A 15,989-nucleotide genomic window follows, 5' to 3' on the forward strand; every position below is an offset into this window, starting at 1 on the left:
CCTCTGCATTAAAACCTGTTATAAAAATGCATCACAATGAAAACCCATCACAATGACGGCGTGCCTAATACTTGCAAACCTGCGGCAACAGTATAAAAAGATCCAAACACAAGAATGCAGTCACCTGGCGCAGAATTTTCGTAGGCCGCCTGCAAACAGTCAGCGACTGAGCCGGAAAATTCACAGTCCTGCCCCAAATCGACCAAACTCTGACGCAATTGTTCAACGCTTGCTGCGCGCGGGATAAATGATAAATCTGCTATATACCAACTGTTAACCCGCCCCTTGAGATTTTCCAGGCTTTGCGCACGATCCTTATCCGCCATCATCGCCACTATGCCATGGATTTTCGTACCGGGAGTGATAGCCTTAGCCAAACGTTCGACAAGATAAGCGGTCGCCGCCGGATTATGGGCCACATCAAGAATGACTTGTCGCTCGCGCCAGTGTACAGACTGGAAACGCCCGGGAATACGCAATGCCGCGATGCGTGCAAAGGCATCCAGCTTCAATAGATCCAAACCGAGAATAGAAGCTACTTGCAACGCCGCTGCAAGACTCGGCACAGGTAATTGGGGAAGTGGTTGTGCTGAAAAAGTCACACCGTTATTCCACCAACTCCAGGTGGAATCATCATCGGCAACGTCGTAACCAAAATCACGCGTAATTAAATGCAGTGATGCTGACAGTTTTTGTGCATGATCAAGCAGTGATTGGGGTGGTGAAAAATCGGCGCAAACTGCGGGTTTACCGGCACGCATAATGCCCGCTTTCTCATAACCGATCACTTCACGATTATCGCCCAGCCAATCTATATGATCGAGCGCGATGCTGGTAATAACAGCAATATCGGCATTAATAATATTAATTGCATCCAGACGGCCGCCGAGTCCAACCTCCAACACCATCGCCGTTACTTGACGACGACGAAAAACTTCCAGCGCAGCTAAAGTACCGTATTCAAAATAGGTCAGGCTAACAGGTTGCGGATAATCAGCAGTCATTTGCTGGCAGGCATTAAAAATAGCGTCAAATGCCGAGCAAATTTCATCATCAGCAACAGGATTGCCGTTAACGACAATTCGCTCGTTGTAATGAAGTAAATGCGGGGATGTGTAGACACCGACAGAATGACCCGCCGCACCAAGCAGTGCTGCAGTAGCCGTTACACAGGAACCTTTGCCGTTAGTGCCAGCAACGGTAATCACTTTTGCCGACGGCGTTAACAAACCCATCCGCTGTGCAACACAAGTGATTCGCGCAAGACCAAGATCAATTTCGGTTGGATGGTTTTTTTCCAACCAATCCAACCAGGCGGGTAGCGAATTTAAGTGCATAGAATTAATAGGAGGAAGGCAATTACACAGCAGCTTTGCGTGTAAATTTCGCTAACAACGATGCCAACTTATCGCGCATATCACGGCGATGGATAATCATATCGATAGCGCCGTGCTCCAACAAAAATTCCGCACGTTGGAAACCTTTCGGTAATTTCTGGCGAATAGTTTGCTCGATAATACTGGGGCCAGCAAAACCGGCACGTGAACCCGGCTCACAGATATTCAAATCACCAAGCAATGCAAGACTGGCAGAAACACCGCCGTAAACCGGATCGGTCATCACAGAAATGTAAGGCGTACCTTGCATTTTCAAGCGTTCAATAACAGCACTGGTTTTCGCCATTTGCATTAATGAGATCAATGCTTCCTGCATACGTGCGCCGCCAGTAGCGGAGAAACAAACGAAAGGAATATTTTCTTTCAGCGCGATGGTTGCAGCACGTGTAAAACGCTCACCTACTACATAGCCCATCGAGCCACCGTGGAATGCAAATTCAAATGCAACAGCAACGATTGGCATGCCTTTTAATTCACCACGCATCGCAACCAACGCATCTTTTTCGCCGGTTTCTTTTTGCGCAGCCGTTAAACGGTCTTTGTATTTTTTAATATCTTTAAACTTCAGGCGATCAACTGGTTCCACATCTGCAGCCAACTCCTGACGATTTTGCGGGTCCAAAAACATATTCAGACGCGCTCTTGCACCAACACGCATGTGATGATCACATTTGGGACACACATCGAGCGTTTTTTCCATTTCCGGCTTATATAAAACCGCGTCGCATTTAGGACACTTTTCCCACAAGCCTTCCGGCACTTTAGTACTGCGTTTGGTATCAGTGCGGGAAATACTCGGAATAATTTTATCTAACCAACTCATGGTCGCTTCTCTGTACTCTATTTCAATTTAATGGAATGGGTTGCTCGCCCATGCGAGCAACCAGAATTTTTTTTAACGATTAAATAGAATCTATAGCTGCGCGAATACTACCGGCAATATCGCCGACGGCAGCTGCAATTTCATCAGCGCTTTTATCAGCCATGCTGCCCATTTTATCGACCAACACGCTACCTACAACCACGCCGTCAGCCAATACAGCAACTGCTTTTGCGGTTGCCGGATCTTTAATTCCAAAACCAACGCACACAGGTAAATTTGTTAACTGGCCAAAACTGTCCAGCTTTTCTTTTACCGCATCCACATCCAAATGACCTGCACCGGTCACACCTTTGAGTGAAACGTAGTAAAGAAAACCGCTAGCATAGGCGGCAATCTTTTTCGCGCGATCTACTGTCGTGGTTGGCGCAAGCAGGAAAATATTATCCAAACCATGCGCATCAAGCTCACGTTTCAACAACACAACTTCTTCAGGCGGAAGATCTACGGTCAGCAAACCATCAACACCCGCTTCTGCGGCAGCTTTTGCAAACTCTGCATAACCAAAACGTTCGACCGGATTGGCATAACCCATCAGCACAATCGGCGTAGTGTTATTAGTAGCGCGAAACTGTTTAATGATTTCAAGAGTGCCGCGCAAACTAATATTATGCCCAAGCGCACGTTCATGCCCTTTTTGAATGACTGGCCCTTCAGCCATAGGATCAGAAAAAGGCACGCCCAACTCAATCACATCAGCACCCTGCTCTACCAACGCATGTAACGTTGGTAATGTCGCTTGCGGATAAGGGTCACCATTGACCACATAAGCCACTAATATTTTTTTGCCTGCCGCTTTGGACTGGCTCAAATGCTGGGAAATACGACTCATCGACAATTCCTGATTATATCTGCCGCCGCAGCAGCGATTCTTTAAATGCCCGTTTGGATTTATTAAAATTAGACGGTGATGCCATCCAATCCTGCAACGGTCAAAATATCTTTATCACCACGACCGGAAAGGTTGGCAATAATAATTTGATCTTTACCCATGGTCGGCGCCAATTTTTCTACATAGGCCAATGCATGGCTGGACTCCAATGCCGGCATAATCCCTTCGGTTTTGGTAACCTTACGGAACGCAGCCAAGGCCTCGTCATCATTGATCGCAACATAATTCACGCGACCGATATCCTTCAACCAGGAATGCTCAGGACCAACGCCGGGATAATCCAAACCAGCTGAAACCGAATGGGTTTCAATGATCTGGCCATTTTCATCTTCCATCAAATAAGTGCGATTGCCATGCAATACACCAGGGATACCTTTGTTCAATGGTGCAGCATGTCTACCGGTTTCGATACCCAAGCCACCCGCTTCAACACCATACATTTTCACCGACTCATCAGTAAGGAATGGATGGAATAAACCGATGGCGTTAGAGCCGCCGCCAACACAGGCTACCAATGCATCCGGCAAGCGACCGGCTTGCGCCAGACATTGCTGACGAGCTTCGCGACCTATGATTGATTGGAAATCGCGCACTAATTGCGGATAGGGGTGTGGACCTGCAACGGTACCGATAATGTAAAAAGTATCATCCACATTAGTGGCCCAATCGCGCATGGCTTCGTTCATCGCATCTTTTAACGTGCGTGAACCTGAGGTCACCGGGAACACTTCTGCACCCAGCAATTTCATCCGGTATACATTGAGCGCCTGACGCTTCACATCTTCAGCACCCATATAAACGCGGCATTTCAAACCTAAACGCGCAGCGACAGTAGCGGTGGCAACACCGTGCTGACCTGCGCCGGTTTCCGCAATCACACGGGATTTACCGGTGAATTTCGCAAGCAATGCCTGGCCAATAGTATTGTTAACTTTATGTGCGCCGGTGTGATTAAGATCTTCACGCTTCAGATAAATCTGCGCACCGCCGAGTTCGCGGGTCCAGCGCTCAGCAAGATATAAGGGTGACGGACGGCCAACGTAGTGAGCCATGTCTTTGTCAAACTCAGCCTGAAAGCCGGGATCATCTTTCAAATTAGAGTAGATGGATTGAAGTTCATCGAGAGCATATATCAATGTCTCGGAAACAAAGCGACCACCGTAAGGGCCGAAGTGACCTTCGGTATCGGGAAAAGCACTGTAATCAATGCCGGAATACTGCTCAGTATTGCTCACCGTTTAATCACCTGTAAGAAGCTGGCCTGGATCTGCATTTAAAACACAACAAGCCGAGCGTTATTGATAAAAGACATTATTTTGCCGTGATCTTTTTTACCGGGCACCGATTCTACACCACCGCTCACATCCACCCCATACACACGGGTTGCATTGATAGCATCAGCAACGTTCACAGGGGTTAGACCTCCTGCAAGCACAATCGGCTTGGCAGGCGATTTTGGAACACGCGCCCAGTCAAATGTTTCGCCGGTTCCACCGGGCACACCAGGTCGATACGCATCCAATAGAATTCCCGATGCATTTGGATAGCGAGCGATTGCAGCAGCAACATCCAATTCTGGTCGCATCCGGATCGCTTTCATATAAGGACGCTGAAACGATTCGCAATAGTCAGTAGTTTCATCGCCATGAAATTGCAACAATTGCAGCGGCACTTGCGCCAACACCGCTGCCACAAACTCAGGATCAGCATCTACAAATAAACCGGTAACGACTGTAAAAGGACCTGCAGCAAATGCAATTTCACGTGCCTTTTCAATCGTGACCGCGCGAGGACTGGCAGCGTAAAATACTAACCCCAAAGCATCAGCTCCCGCATCGACGACCGCTTGCGCATCATCAACACTGGTAATACCGCAAATTTTTACTCGCGTTCGAGACAAGCTCAGACTCTCCAACGGCAAATCACTCACATTCAAATGAGCATTAAAAAAGGGAAATGCATCAAAAATTAGGCGGGGATAATAACAGAACTTATAGTGAAAAGCCGCAAAACTGCTGCTTCAGATTCAACCTTTAGATACAAAACCGCCTAGCGATTCAGCAAAAAACAGCGGCCCCGGCGCACTGACGGGCAAGCCGAACTGGTCGGGATAATCAACACCGACGAGATAAAGACCGAATGGCTTGGCAGTAACACCACCCGCACTACGATCCTGTGCTGCTAAAACCTCTGCTACCCAACTTGCCGGTTTATCGCCAGCCCCGACAGCCATTAGAACGCCGACAATATTGCGTACCATATGATGCAAAAACGCATTGGCCTGCACCTCCAGCACAATTAGATCGCCACGCCGAACAAGGTGCAGGTATTCAATCCGGCGCACAGGACTTTTGGCCTGGCACTGGGTTGCACGAAAAGAGGTGAAATCATGCTGTCCTACCAAATGACTCGCCGCCTCACGCATCTCATCTACATTCAAAGGTCGGGATGACCAGGTAACCTGATCGTGAAGTAAACCAGAGGGAGTTTTGGCATCCGTTATCAAGTAACGATAGGTACGATTGAGCGCACTAAAACGCGCATGAAATTGCGGGACCACTTCGCGCACCCAACGGATACTGACGGAATCCGGCAAATGCGGGCGAGTACCGCGTAACCAAGCCTTTTCCGGTCTTACAGATAAGGTATCAAAATGAATTACTTGATTGGTTGCATGCACACCGGCGTCCGTTCGTCCTGCACATACAAGGCTGACCGGTTCGTCCGCGATAATCGATAGCGCCTTTTCAAGCGCTTGCTGCACAGTCTTAACGCCATTCGGCTGAATCTGAAAACCGTGATAATCGGTCCCTTTATACTCAATACCCAACGCAATACGATGCATACCCTCCGGCCAAATGGTATCGGCCACCACTTCGCCATTGCGGGAATAGGACTTGGAGGTAGGAACGTAGTGTTGACTCATCGGCAATGGACCATCAAACAAAAACCGGAACACACAAAATAAAAAAGCCTTGCACCTGGATGCAAGGCTTTTTTAATAAGCAGAAATTAACCTATACGACCGAGCAACTCGTTAGCTTCTTTGCGCTGATCGTCATTACCTTCACCGATTACTTCAGAGAGGATATCTTTTGCACCTTCGGTATCTCCCATATCGATGTAGGCACGAGCAAGATCAAGTTTGGTTGCAGCTTCATCAGCATCCGCGAGAAAATCCAATTCTGCATCCATATCGTCATCGGACAAATCAGCCAAAGCGGCTTCGTCACTGGAAAATTCATTCAAATCGATACCATCAGATTCGCCCGAGAAATCAGACAGCGCCTGCGCAAACAAATCTTCTTCATGATCATCGTCAGTATCAACCAGTGCAGGCTCCTGAACTGAAGCGTCTACTGGTGCCGGAATTTCATCGTGCAACTCCAAATCAATAGTTGCATCCGCTGCGGCAACCTCATTGCTCGCAACCTCGGTTGATTCACTGAGTTCGTCAAGGTCATCTTCAAGCGCTGCAAGATCAAAACCATCATCTTCCAGATCAAAGTCTGGCAGTTCATCAGCATCCAACTCTGCTAACGCTTCACTGCTATCCACCGCCACAGCTGAATCATCAAGATTGAGGTCAGCCAGATCCTCATCGAGATCAAAACTTTCGACGTCACTCGCTTTATCCAGGTCATCGGTCAAACTGAGGTTGGAAGTGGATAAATCATTCGCCAAAGGTTCAGCATCTGCAAGCTCAAAGCCACCATCCAAATCGAGTTCGAACTCATTTATGGCACTCTTTTCAGTAAGCAACTCGTCATCTTCATCAAAGTCGACATCAAGACTTTCCATTTCATGATCGAGCGCAGCGAGGTCAACATCATCGACGTTCATGTCCAGATTGAAATCATCTGCTGACACATCCAGTGATTCAGGCTCTGTGGTCACCAAGGTATTTTCTTCTGGCGCAGAGTCATCCAACTCAAGATCATCATCCAGATCAAAATTAAACTCATCTTCAATCGATGGCGCTTTAACTTCTACATCCTGTGGAAGTGTCTCGCTGTCAAGACCATCAAGCGCCAACGACAGCTCGGACAAATCGTCAGCTTCGGACGCAGCCGCTAAATTATCTTCAAAGTCCAGTTCAAAATCATTCGCAGTTTCTTCCGGCAAGGTATCAACAACCGATGATCCCAAATTGGTTTCGTCATCATCCAAATCAAGATCAAAGTCAAAACTACCGGTTTCATCTCCAGTGGCCGCCGCTACCGGAGCCCCGGTAGTCAAATCGTCATCAAGATTGAAATCATCCAACGAAAACTGATTCAGGTCCGCATCGACATTTGATTCGCTTGGTGCGCTAACCGGATCAAACTCACCAGCACCGGAAATTCCCTCACGCAACTCTGAAGCGCGTGCCAGCAATACCCCACCAGCCAATGGCAGGAGCGCAGCGTAATGCTTATCAAACGCCGAGGCATTTTGTTGTTGCGCATAAACTTCAAGCAGCTTCATGCGAATGTCAGTTGAGTTGGGGTCTTTCTGCAAAGCGTTGACCAGCATTTCCTCTGCCTGATCCAGCTTGCCATAGGCGATATAAATATCGGCCTCGCCCACTACGTCACCAGTTTCGGCAACCGTGGTTTCGTTTTGCTCTTCAAACAATGAGGTTTCATTAATCTCATTAAAATGACTTACATCATCTACCGGCTCATCGTAGGCACCAGCAGAATCATCCATGGTAAATACATCTTCATTTTCTTCAGCTTGCTGCTCTTCAGCCTGCTTGCGACGGCGATATGCAAAATATCCTGCACCGAGCAAACCCAGCACACCAAGTCCAATCCAGGGAGCATTCTCTACTGCCGTATCAACCAAAGTAGGTTCCGGCGCGGGTGGAGGTGTTACTTTCTTTGCGGGTGCGGGTGTTGGAGTGGTTGCAGGTGGTGCAACTGCCGCTACGCTGGAAGCAGCCGTGGATGTGGTTACTGTTGCCACTGGTGCGGGTACAGGCTCAGTGGCGGACGCTGGTGCAGTTGAAGATGCAGCTGCCGCTTTAGCAGACGCTACTCCATCGGCTGCCTGGCCTGATGCAACCTGTAGCGCACGTAATTTTTCATTGCTAACAGCAACCAGGCGCTCCATTGTTTGAATCTGCGCTTCAAGATCTTTTACACGCGAACTCAGCTCGGTGTTTTCTGCCCTGGATTTATCCAGCTCCTCCAAAGTACCAGCAAGTTCGGATTCTAATGCATTACCGGCACCAGTATTTGCTCCACTGCCTTGGCCACTACCTTTAGTACCGGCAGCTGGTGCAGCCAGTTTCACGCGCCCGCTAATTTCAGTCGACTCAGTCCGGCTCGCGGTTGTGCGGCGAGATGCATTTAATTGTGCACCTTGCTCAGTATCACCGGAAACTTGCGTAAATTGACTTACTGCCTCTGATTTGCCGAGCGAACTCATCTCAGTAGCATCGGGAATACGCAACACCTGGCCACGACGTAATCTATTGATATTGCCATTGATAAATGCGTTTGGATTAGCGCGATAAAGCGCCATCATGCTTTGATGGACAGATACACTCGCATCGGGACGCGCGCGCTGGGCGATTTCCCAGAGAGTGTCATTGTTGCGCACTTCGTATTCATTGCCACTTAAACTGGCCTTGCGAGAAACAGGTGCTGCCTGCCTGGGCTCGCTAGTATAGGCAGGTGCTGTAGTTGCTCTGGGTGTCGCTGTTGGCGCGGTGGTTGTTCTCGATTGCTGGATTGCGGTGCTGGTGGCTGCTGTAGGAGCAGCACGCGTAGCGCTTCCCTCATCAAAAGTAGGCAAGTCCATCAACAATGTATATTCACGCAATAAGCGACCGGCAGTCCAACGCGCTTCAATCAAGAAATTCAAGTAAGGTTCGCGAACCGGATTGCGCGAGGTAATAATGACTTTGGGGCCATCGGATGCCTCAAAATCTACCCGGAATTGAAGCTCGGTGTAGAAATAGAGACGATCTACGCCATTGCGTTCGAAATCAGCAGGAGACGCCAGAGCAACCAGAACTTGCTCGGCAGTGAGATCGCGCGTATCAAGCAACTTGACCTCGGCCTCCAGCGGCTGATTCAGCGTTGACTTGAGCTTAACCTCACCCAACCCCAATGCGCTCGCGTAGGGCGACAACACAAAGGAAGTAAGACCACAGGCTAAAACCAACTGACGAAGACGCATAGCGCTATCCTTTTATTATTCCACGGCTGAATTGCACATGATTAGCCAGACATTTTAGTTGATTAACACGGCATTACACTTGGGTTAATTGCCATGTTGATGAGGTATAAAACCTCGAATGAATCTTCAGTATCGTTCGTAAGTATTCATTATAAATAGCTTTTTATCAATACTCGGGGTCTTGACAAAGCCTTCACAAAGAGCTTTTTTTGATAATTTGAGCAGATGATTTTGCAAAAATGTGAAAAATGACTGACATTTAAATCCTTATTTACTCCTCAAATGGTTATAAAAAGCAAAAACCCCAAGACTGGTTCCAGTCTTGGGGTTTAATTTTCGCCTTGGTAAAGAAGTCAGAAAATGCTTATTTTGCTTCTTTGAGGATACGCAGCATACGACGCAACGGCTCTGCAGCACCCCATAACAATTGATCGCCAATCACAAATGCGGAGACATACTCTGGCCCCATATTCAGCTTGCGTACTCGACCCACTCCAATCTTAAGACCACCAGTAATGGAGGCGGGGGTCAACTCCTGTTCGGTGATACTGCGATCGTTTGGCACAAACTTCACCCAATCATTGCCTGATTTGATAATGGATTCTATCTCAGCAAGCGGAAGGTCTTTTTTGAGTTTAATGGTCAAAGCCAAACTATGGCAGCGCATAGCACCAATGCGCACACACAAACCATCCACCGGGATTGTGTCGGCATTCCCCAAAATTTTGTTAACTTCAGCCTGACCTTTCCACTCCTCTTTCGACTGACCATTATCCAATTGCTTATCGATCCAGGGAATCAAACCACCAGCCAGAGGCGCTGGAAAGAATTCGCGCGGCACGTCATTACGAATGGTACTAGCCACTTTTCTGTCGATATCCAAAATGGCAGAAGCAGGTGTCGCCAGCTCGTCAGATACAGCGTTATGAATTACACCCATGCCTTTCAACAATTCACGCATGTGATTAGCACCACCGCCCGAAGCTGCCTGATAAGTCATAGAACTAACCCAATCCACCAAACCAGCATGGAACAACCCACCTACGCCCATCAACATAATGGAGTTAGTGCAGTTGCCACCGATGAAGTTCTTAATACCCTTCTTTAGGCCTGCATCGATAACACCCTGGTTAACCGGATCAAGAATAATGACAGCATCGTCTTCCATACGCAGGCTGGAAGCTGCGTCAATCCAGTAGCCATTCCAACCGGAGGAGCGCAATTTCGGGAAAATTTCATTGGTGTAATCGCCGCCCTGACAGGTCACAATCACATCCAGTTGCTTGAGATCATCTACAGAATACGCATCTTTCAATGCGGGCAAACCAGCAGCTACCGCTGGTGCAGCACCACCAATATTAGAGGTGGTGAAAAATACTGGCTCGATATCAGCAAAATCATTTTCTGATTGCATACGCTCCATCAATACGGAGCCCACCATACCGCGCCAACCTACAAAACCTACTTTCATTTCTGTCTCTCTTAACAATTCATACGCTAATGATAATCAGGCTAGCGCTGCAACCACAGCGTCACCCATTTGCGAGGTAGATACTTTGGTCGTACCTTCAGTATAAATATCCGCCGTGCGGAACCCTTGATCCAACACCTTACCGACCGCCACTTCAATTGCGTCTGCAACCTGCGGATATCCGAGTGAATAACGCAACATCATCGATACCGACAAAACAGTCGCGAGCGGGTTAGCAATGCCCTGCCCGGCGATATCCGGCGCAGAACCATGACACGGCTCATACATGCCACGACCCTCTTTATCCAAAGATGCCGACGGCAGCATACCGATTGAACCTGTCAACATAGCAGCAGCATCGGACAAAATATCACCAAACATGTTACCAGTCACCAACACATCAAACTGTTTTGGTGCGCGAACCAGTTGCATCGCAGCGTTATCGACGTACATATGCGACAGCTCTACGTCCGGATACTCTTTATGTAAGGTATCCATTACCTCACGCCACAACATAGTGGCTTCAAGCACGTTTGCTTTATCGACCGAACACACCTTGCGATTACGCTTGCGCGCCATTTCAAAAGCAGTGCGACCGATACGGATAATCTCGCTCTCGGAATATTTATAGGTGTTGTAACCTTCGCGCTCGCCGTTTTCCAACACACGAATACCGCGCGGCTCGCCAAAATAAATACCGCCAGCCAATTCGCGTACGATCAAAATATCCAGACCGGAAACCACCTCCGGCTTCAGCGAAGATGCATCCACCAATTGTGGATACAGCAACGCCGGGCGCAGATTCGCATACAAACCCAATTGCGAGCGGATTTTCAGCAGACCTTTTTCAGGGCGAATTGAACGATCAAGCTTGTCCCACTTGGGACCACCAACCGCCCCCAACAAAATCGCATCCGCCTGACGTGCGCGCTCAAGCGTGGAATCCGCCAAAGGAACACCGTGAACATCAATCGCACAGCCCCCCATCAATTCGTTTTCAAAGGTTAAACCCAGATCGAATTTGGCATTAACTACATCCAGCACTTTACGCGCTTCTTTAACAATTTCCGGACCTATACCATCGCCTTCCAGAATTAAAATATGCTTACCCACAAGACACTCCAATTTAAGAAATATTTATTTCACTACGTCAAATAACCAGGGAGCTTCTACGCGCTTTTTGGCTTCATATGCGCGGATAGCGTCAGCATGTTCAAGCGTTAAGCCAATATCATCGAAACCATTCAACAAGCAGTGCTTACGGAAATTATCGACCTCAAACACGAAGCTTTCACCGCTTGGAGTCTTGACAACTTGGGCAGGCAAATCAATTGTTAATTGATAACCCTCACTGGCATACATCTCATTGAAAAGCTTATCAACAATTGCATCGCTTAAAATAATCGGCAACAAACCATTTTTAAAACAGTTGTTGTAAAAAATGTCCGCAAAACTTGGGGCGATGACACAACGAAAGCCGTAGTCATCCAAAGCCCATGGGGCATGCTCACGACTGGAGCCACAACCAAAATTCTCACGCGACAACAAGATGGTAGCACCTTGGTAACGCGGAAAATTCAGTGGAAACTCCTGATTCAATGGGCGTCCGGAACAATCCTGATCGGGCTGCCCCTCGTCCAAATAACGCAATTCATCAAACAAATTTTTGCCAAAGCCAGTGCGCTTGATCGACTTCAAAAACTGCTTGGGAATGATCATATCGGTATCGACGTTGGCACGGTCCATAGGAGCAGCAACGCCTTGCAAAACGGTAAAACTTTTCATGGTTTGCTCCCCGATTAGTTGTTATTAAAAGTATTAAACGTGCGCACATCGACAAAATGACCGGCAATCGCTGCCGCTGCCGCCATCGCAGGACTTACCAAATGAGTACGGCCACCATACCCTTGACGCCCCTCAAAATTGCGGTTCGACGTAGATGCACAGTGCTCACCATTACCCAATTTGTCAGCGTTCATCGCAAGGCACATTGAACACCCAGGCTCACGCCACTCCAAACCGGCTTCGATAAAAATCTTGTCCAACCCCTCCGCTTCGGCCTGCGCTTTTACCGCGCCAGAGCCGGGAACCACAATCGCCTCTTTTACCGATGAGGCTTTAGTGCGCCCCTTTACTACGTCAGCTGCGGCCCGAATATCTTCAATGCGCGAATTGGTACAAGAACCAATAAACACCCGGTCAACATAAATAGAAGTGATCGGCTGATTTGCCTGCAACCCCATATATTGCAAGGCGCGCATCATACCTTCGCGTTTGACCGGATCGGTTTCCTGCGCGGGGTCCGGCACCTTATCCTCAACCGAAACAACCATCTCCGGTGATGTACCCCAGCTCACTTGCGGCTTGATGTCAGCGCCATTAAGCTCAACCACCGCATCAAAGTGCGCGCCCTCGTCACTAACATAATCACGCCACGCAACGATGGCGCGTTCCCACAAATCACCTTTAGGTGCGTAAGTTCTGCCTTTTACATAGTCGATAGTGGTTTGGTCTACCGCAACCATACCGGCGCGCGCGCCCGCTTCAATTGCCATATTGCAAACAGTCATGCGCCCTTCCATGCTCATGTCACGGAATACCTGGCCACCGAACTCCATCGCATAACCGGTACCGCCGGCAGTGCCGATCCTGGCAATAATCGCAAGTACAACATCTTTTGGCGTGACGCCCAAGCCAAGCTTGCCATCCACTTTAATCAACATGTTCTTCATTTTTTTGGCAACCAAACATTGGGTCGCCATCACATGCTCCACTTCACTGGTGCCGATACCATGAGCCAAGGCACCCAAAGCACCGTTAGTCGCAGTGTGGGAGTCACCGCACACTACGGTCATACCGGGCAAACAGGCACCTGTTTCCGGCCCTACTACGTGAACAATGCCCTGGCGATGATCATTGATCTTGAATTCGACGATACCGAACTCATCGCAGTTGTCATCAAGTGTCTGCACCTGAATCAAAGATACCGGATCCTCGATCCCCTGCACGCCGTGCGCGCGCTCTTTCTGCGTTGTCGGAACATTGTGATCCGGCGTCGCAAGGATCGAATCCACACGCCAAGGCTTGCGTCCAGCCAAACGCAAGCCGTCAAACGCCTGCGGTGAGGTCACTTCGTGGACAATATGCCGGTCTATATAAATGAGGGCTGAGCCGTCGTCACTTTCGCGAACGAGATGGGCATCCCAAAGTTTGTCGTAAAGCGTTTTAGCGGACATGGTAAATCTCCAAAGTATCGGCTTACACGGTATTGAACGGCAGATCAGCGCCTGCCTGAGATACAAATCAATGAGGGTGATCTTACGTCCAGCCAACCCATAAAACAAATTTATCTTTTTTATATATTGCATTCCAAAAAGGAATACTCTAAAAATAGAGCAATGGATACCCAACATCTACATGCTTTTGTCGCTATTGCTGAACATGGCTCTTTTTCCGCAGCAGCCGAGCGCCTACACCTGACCCAACCGGCGATCAGTAAGCGTATAGCCTTGCTGGAGGAGCAATTAAAAGCCTCTCTATTTGACCGGATTGGCAGACAGGTCGCGTTAACCCAAGCCGGTCAGCTACTGTTAAGCAAAGCCAAGTTAATTTTAGGAGAGGTCGCTGCTACCCAACGGGCGATTGCAGATTTACAAGGCGATATTCAGGGCAAACTGAGTATCGCCACCAGTCACCACGTAGGGTTGCATTATTTACCGCCCTATTTACGAGACTTTTCAAAGCGGTACCCCCAGGTAAAACTGGACTTACACTTTCTTGATTCGGAGCAGGCTTATCATGAAATACTCCAAGGCAGATTCGATATCGCCATTATTACGCTCGCGCTTCAACAGGACGCACGCCTCCAAAGCGAAACCCTCTGGCACGACCAACTCCACTTCGTCGTCGCGCCCACCCATGCACTTGCAACGCAACCGCATCTTCAGTTGGCCGATTTAAGCCAACACCAAACGATCATGCCGGATACCAACACTTACACTACCCAACTGATAAAAACGTTATTCGATCAGCAGTTTTTACCACTCGATATCGGCATGGTCTCGAATCATCTTGACACGATTAAAATGCTGCTGAGCATTGGACTCGGATGGGGTGTTTTACCAAGGCGAATTATCGACAACGATTTACATATTTTGGATGTTGATCACCCGCCGATCATGCGCCCACTGGGTTACATTCATCACAGCCAACGCAGCCTCAACAATGCTGCACGTGTCTTTCTGGACCTACTAAAAAATACCCAAGATGAACAATTAACAACCGAACGCTAAATTTTTAGTCATTTTTTTCTCCATTCCGCACAATTGTCACTACCGCTTGGATAGACTACGGCCAGTTTTCCCAACATAGAACAGGATCTTGTTATGAAATTATTTTCACCGCTTCTTAAACTCTCAATTAGCACATTGGCATTTACTGTGGCATGCCATGCAAATGCAGATACCATATTTGGAATTTACGCTGGAGCAGGAACCTGGCAGACAGAATACAGCGGCGATGCGGGCAAACCTGCAACGTCCGCAAAAGATTTGGGAATGGATAAAGATAACAATACTTTTTACTACATCGCTATTGAGCATCCAATACCAGTGCTGCCCAATATTAAAGTGCAATACAACGACATTACTAGCAATCAGACCAGTACACTGGGGAAAAACTTCAGTATTGGTGACATCGTTTACCCAGCTGGCACGCAAGTCACAACTGATTTTGATTTAAGCTATACCGATGCAACGCTTTATTACGAACTATTGGATAATTGGGTTAATTTGGATCTCGGTGTAACACTACGAAAATATTCCGGTTATTTGAAAGCAAACTCAACCGCACTAAACGTTTCCGAGCAAGTAGATATTGATGCGGCCATTCCTTTGATTTACGGAAAAGCGCAGTTTGATTTACCCTTTACTGGTTTTTCAGCAGGATTTGAAGGTAATTATATTAGTTACGATGGCAACGACCTGAGTGACTACAGCGCAAAAATTGCCTATATGTTTGATTCAGCACTGGATTTGGGTGTTGAAGTAGGTTATCGCGTACTCACCATCAATATTGATGACGAAGATGATGTCAATACCAATCTGGATTTAAAAGGCCCGTATATCGCAGCAGTATTTCATTTTTAATCTTTGTTCAAACAGATCATCCTTATAAAGG

13 protein-coding genes are annotated in these 15,989 nt (G+C 48.0%); 2 read left to right on the forward strand and 11 right to left on the reverse strand.

Annotated elements, in window-relative coordinates; translation table 11 throughout:
- Positions 1-47: 47 nt before the first annotated feature.
- The 11 genes from folC to leuC all read right to left on the reverse strand — a co-directional run bounded on the left by folC (position 48) and on the right by leuC (position 14,047).
- Complete coding sequence (gene folC, locus AC1RJL_RS05830; protein WP_492911864.1) at positions 48-1,337, reverse strand: bifunctional tetrahydrofolate synthase/dihydrofolate synthase; 1,290 nt, start codon at positions 1,335-1,337, stop codon at positions 48-50.
- Positions 1,338-1,359: 22 nt separating this feature from the next.
- Positions 1,360-2,220: an acetyl-CoA carboxylase, carboxyltransferase subunit beta gene (gene accD, locus AC1RJL_RS05835; protein ID WP_492911866.1), complete on the reverse strand. Its 861-nt coding sequence runs from the start codon at positions 2,218-2,220 to the stop codon at positions 1,360-1,362.
- Positions 2,221-2,299: 79 nt separating this feature from the next.
- Positions 2,300-3,109: a tryptophan synthase subunit alpha gene (gene trpA, locus AC1RJL_RS05840; protein WP_492911868.1), complete on the reverse strand. Its 810-nt coding sequence runs from the start codon at positions 3,107-3,109 to the stop codon at positions 2,300-2,302.
- 68 nt (positions 3,110-3,177) lie between these two features.
- A complete protein-coding gene (gene trpB / locus AC1RJL_RS05845) occupies positions 3,178-4,404 on the reverse strand; it encodes a tryptophan synthase subunit beta (RefSeq protein ID WP_492911870.1) in 1,227 nt (408 codons plus the stop codon).
- Between the two features lie 38 nt (positions 4,405-4,442).
- The gene (locus AC1RJL_RS05850) at positions 4,443-5,069 is read right to left on the reverse strand and encodes a phosphoribosylanthranilate isomerase (RefSeq protein ID WP_492911872.1); all 627 of its coding nucleotides are present in this window, start codon (positions 5,067-5,069) and stop codon (positions 4,443-4,445) included.
- Between the two features lie 126 nt (positions 5,070-5,195).
- Positions 5,196-6,095, reverse strand: a complete 900-nt coding sequence (truA, locus tag AC1RJL_RS05855; RefSeq protein ID WP_492911874.1) for a tRNA pseudouridine(38-40) synthase TruA — start codon at positions 6,093-6,095, stop codon at positions 5,196-5,198.
- 86 nt (positions 6,096-6,181) lie between these two features.
- The gene (locus AC1RJL_RS05860; protein WP_492911876.1) at positions 6,182-9,340 is read right to left on the reverse strand and encodes a motility hub landmark protein FimV; all 3,159 of its coding nucleotides are present in this window, start codon (positions 9,338-9,340) and stop codon (positions 6,182-6,184) included.
- 364 nt (positions 9,341-9,704) lie between these two features.
- Positions 9,705-10,811, reverse strand: a complete 1,107-nt coding sequence (gene asd / locus AC1RJL_RS05865) for an aspartate-semialdehyde dehydrogenase (RefSeq protein WP_492911878.1) — start codon at positions 10,809-10,811, stop codon at positions 9,705-9,707.
- 36 nt (positions 10,812-10,847) lie between these two features.
- Positions 10,848-11,924, reverse strand: a complete 1,077-nt coding sequence (leuB, locus tag AC1RJL_RS05870; protein WP_492911880.1) for a 3-isopropylmalate dehydrogenase — start codon at positions 11,922-11,924, stop codon at positions 10,848-10,850.
- A 24-nt stretch (positions 11,925-11,948) separates the two neighbouring features.
- Complete coding sequence (leuD, locus tag AC1RJL_RS05875; RefSeq protein WP_492911882.1) at positions 11,949-12,596, reverse strand: 3-isopropylmalate dehydratase small subunit; 648 nt, start codon at positions 12,594-12,596, stop codon at positions 11,949-11,951.
- Between the two features lie 14 nt (positions 12,597-12,610).
- Complete coding sequence (leuC, locus tag AC1RJL_RS05880; protein WP_492911884.1) at positions 12,611-14,047, reverse strand: 3-isopropylmalate dehydratase large subunit; 1,437 nt, start codon at positions 14,045-14,047, stop codon at positions 12,611-12,613.
- Positions 14,048-14,209: 162 nt separating this feature from the next.
- On the opposite strand from leuC, the gene AC1RJL_RS05885 reads away from it, so the two are divergent.
- Together AC1RJL_RS05885 and AC1RJL_RS05890 are read left to right on the forward strand one after the other, a co-directional pair.
- Complete coding sequence (locus tag AC1RJL_RS05885) at positions 14,210-15,103, forward strand: LysR family transcriptional regulator (RefSeq protein ID WP_492911886.1); 894 nt, start codon at positions 14,210-14,212, stop codon at positions 15,101-15,103.
- A 93-nt stretch (positions 15,104-15,196) separates the two neighbouring features.
- The gene (locus AC1RJL_RS05890) at positions 15,197-15,958 is read left to right on the forward strand and encodes a TIGR04219 family outer membrane beta-barrel protein (protein WP_492911888.1); all 762 of its coding nucleotides are present in this window, start codon (positions 15,197-15,199) and stop codon (positions 15,956-15,958) included.
- Positions 15,959-15,989 lie beyond the last annotated feature (31 nt).

This window comes from Cellvibrio sp. GW822-FHT04B05, assembly GCF_058800985.1.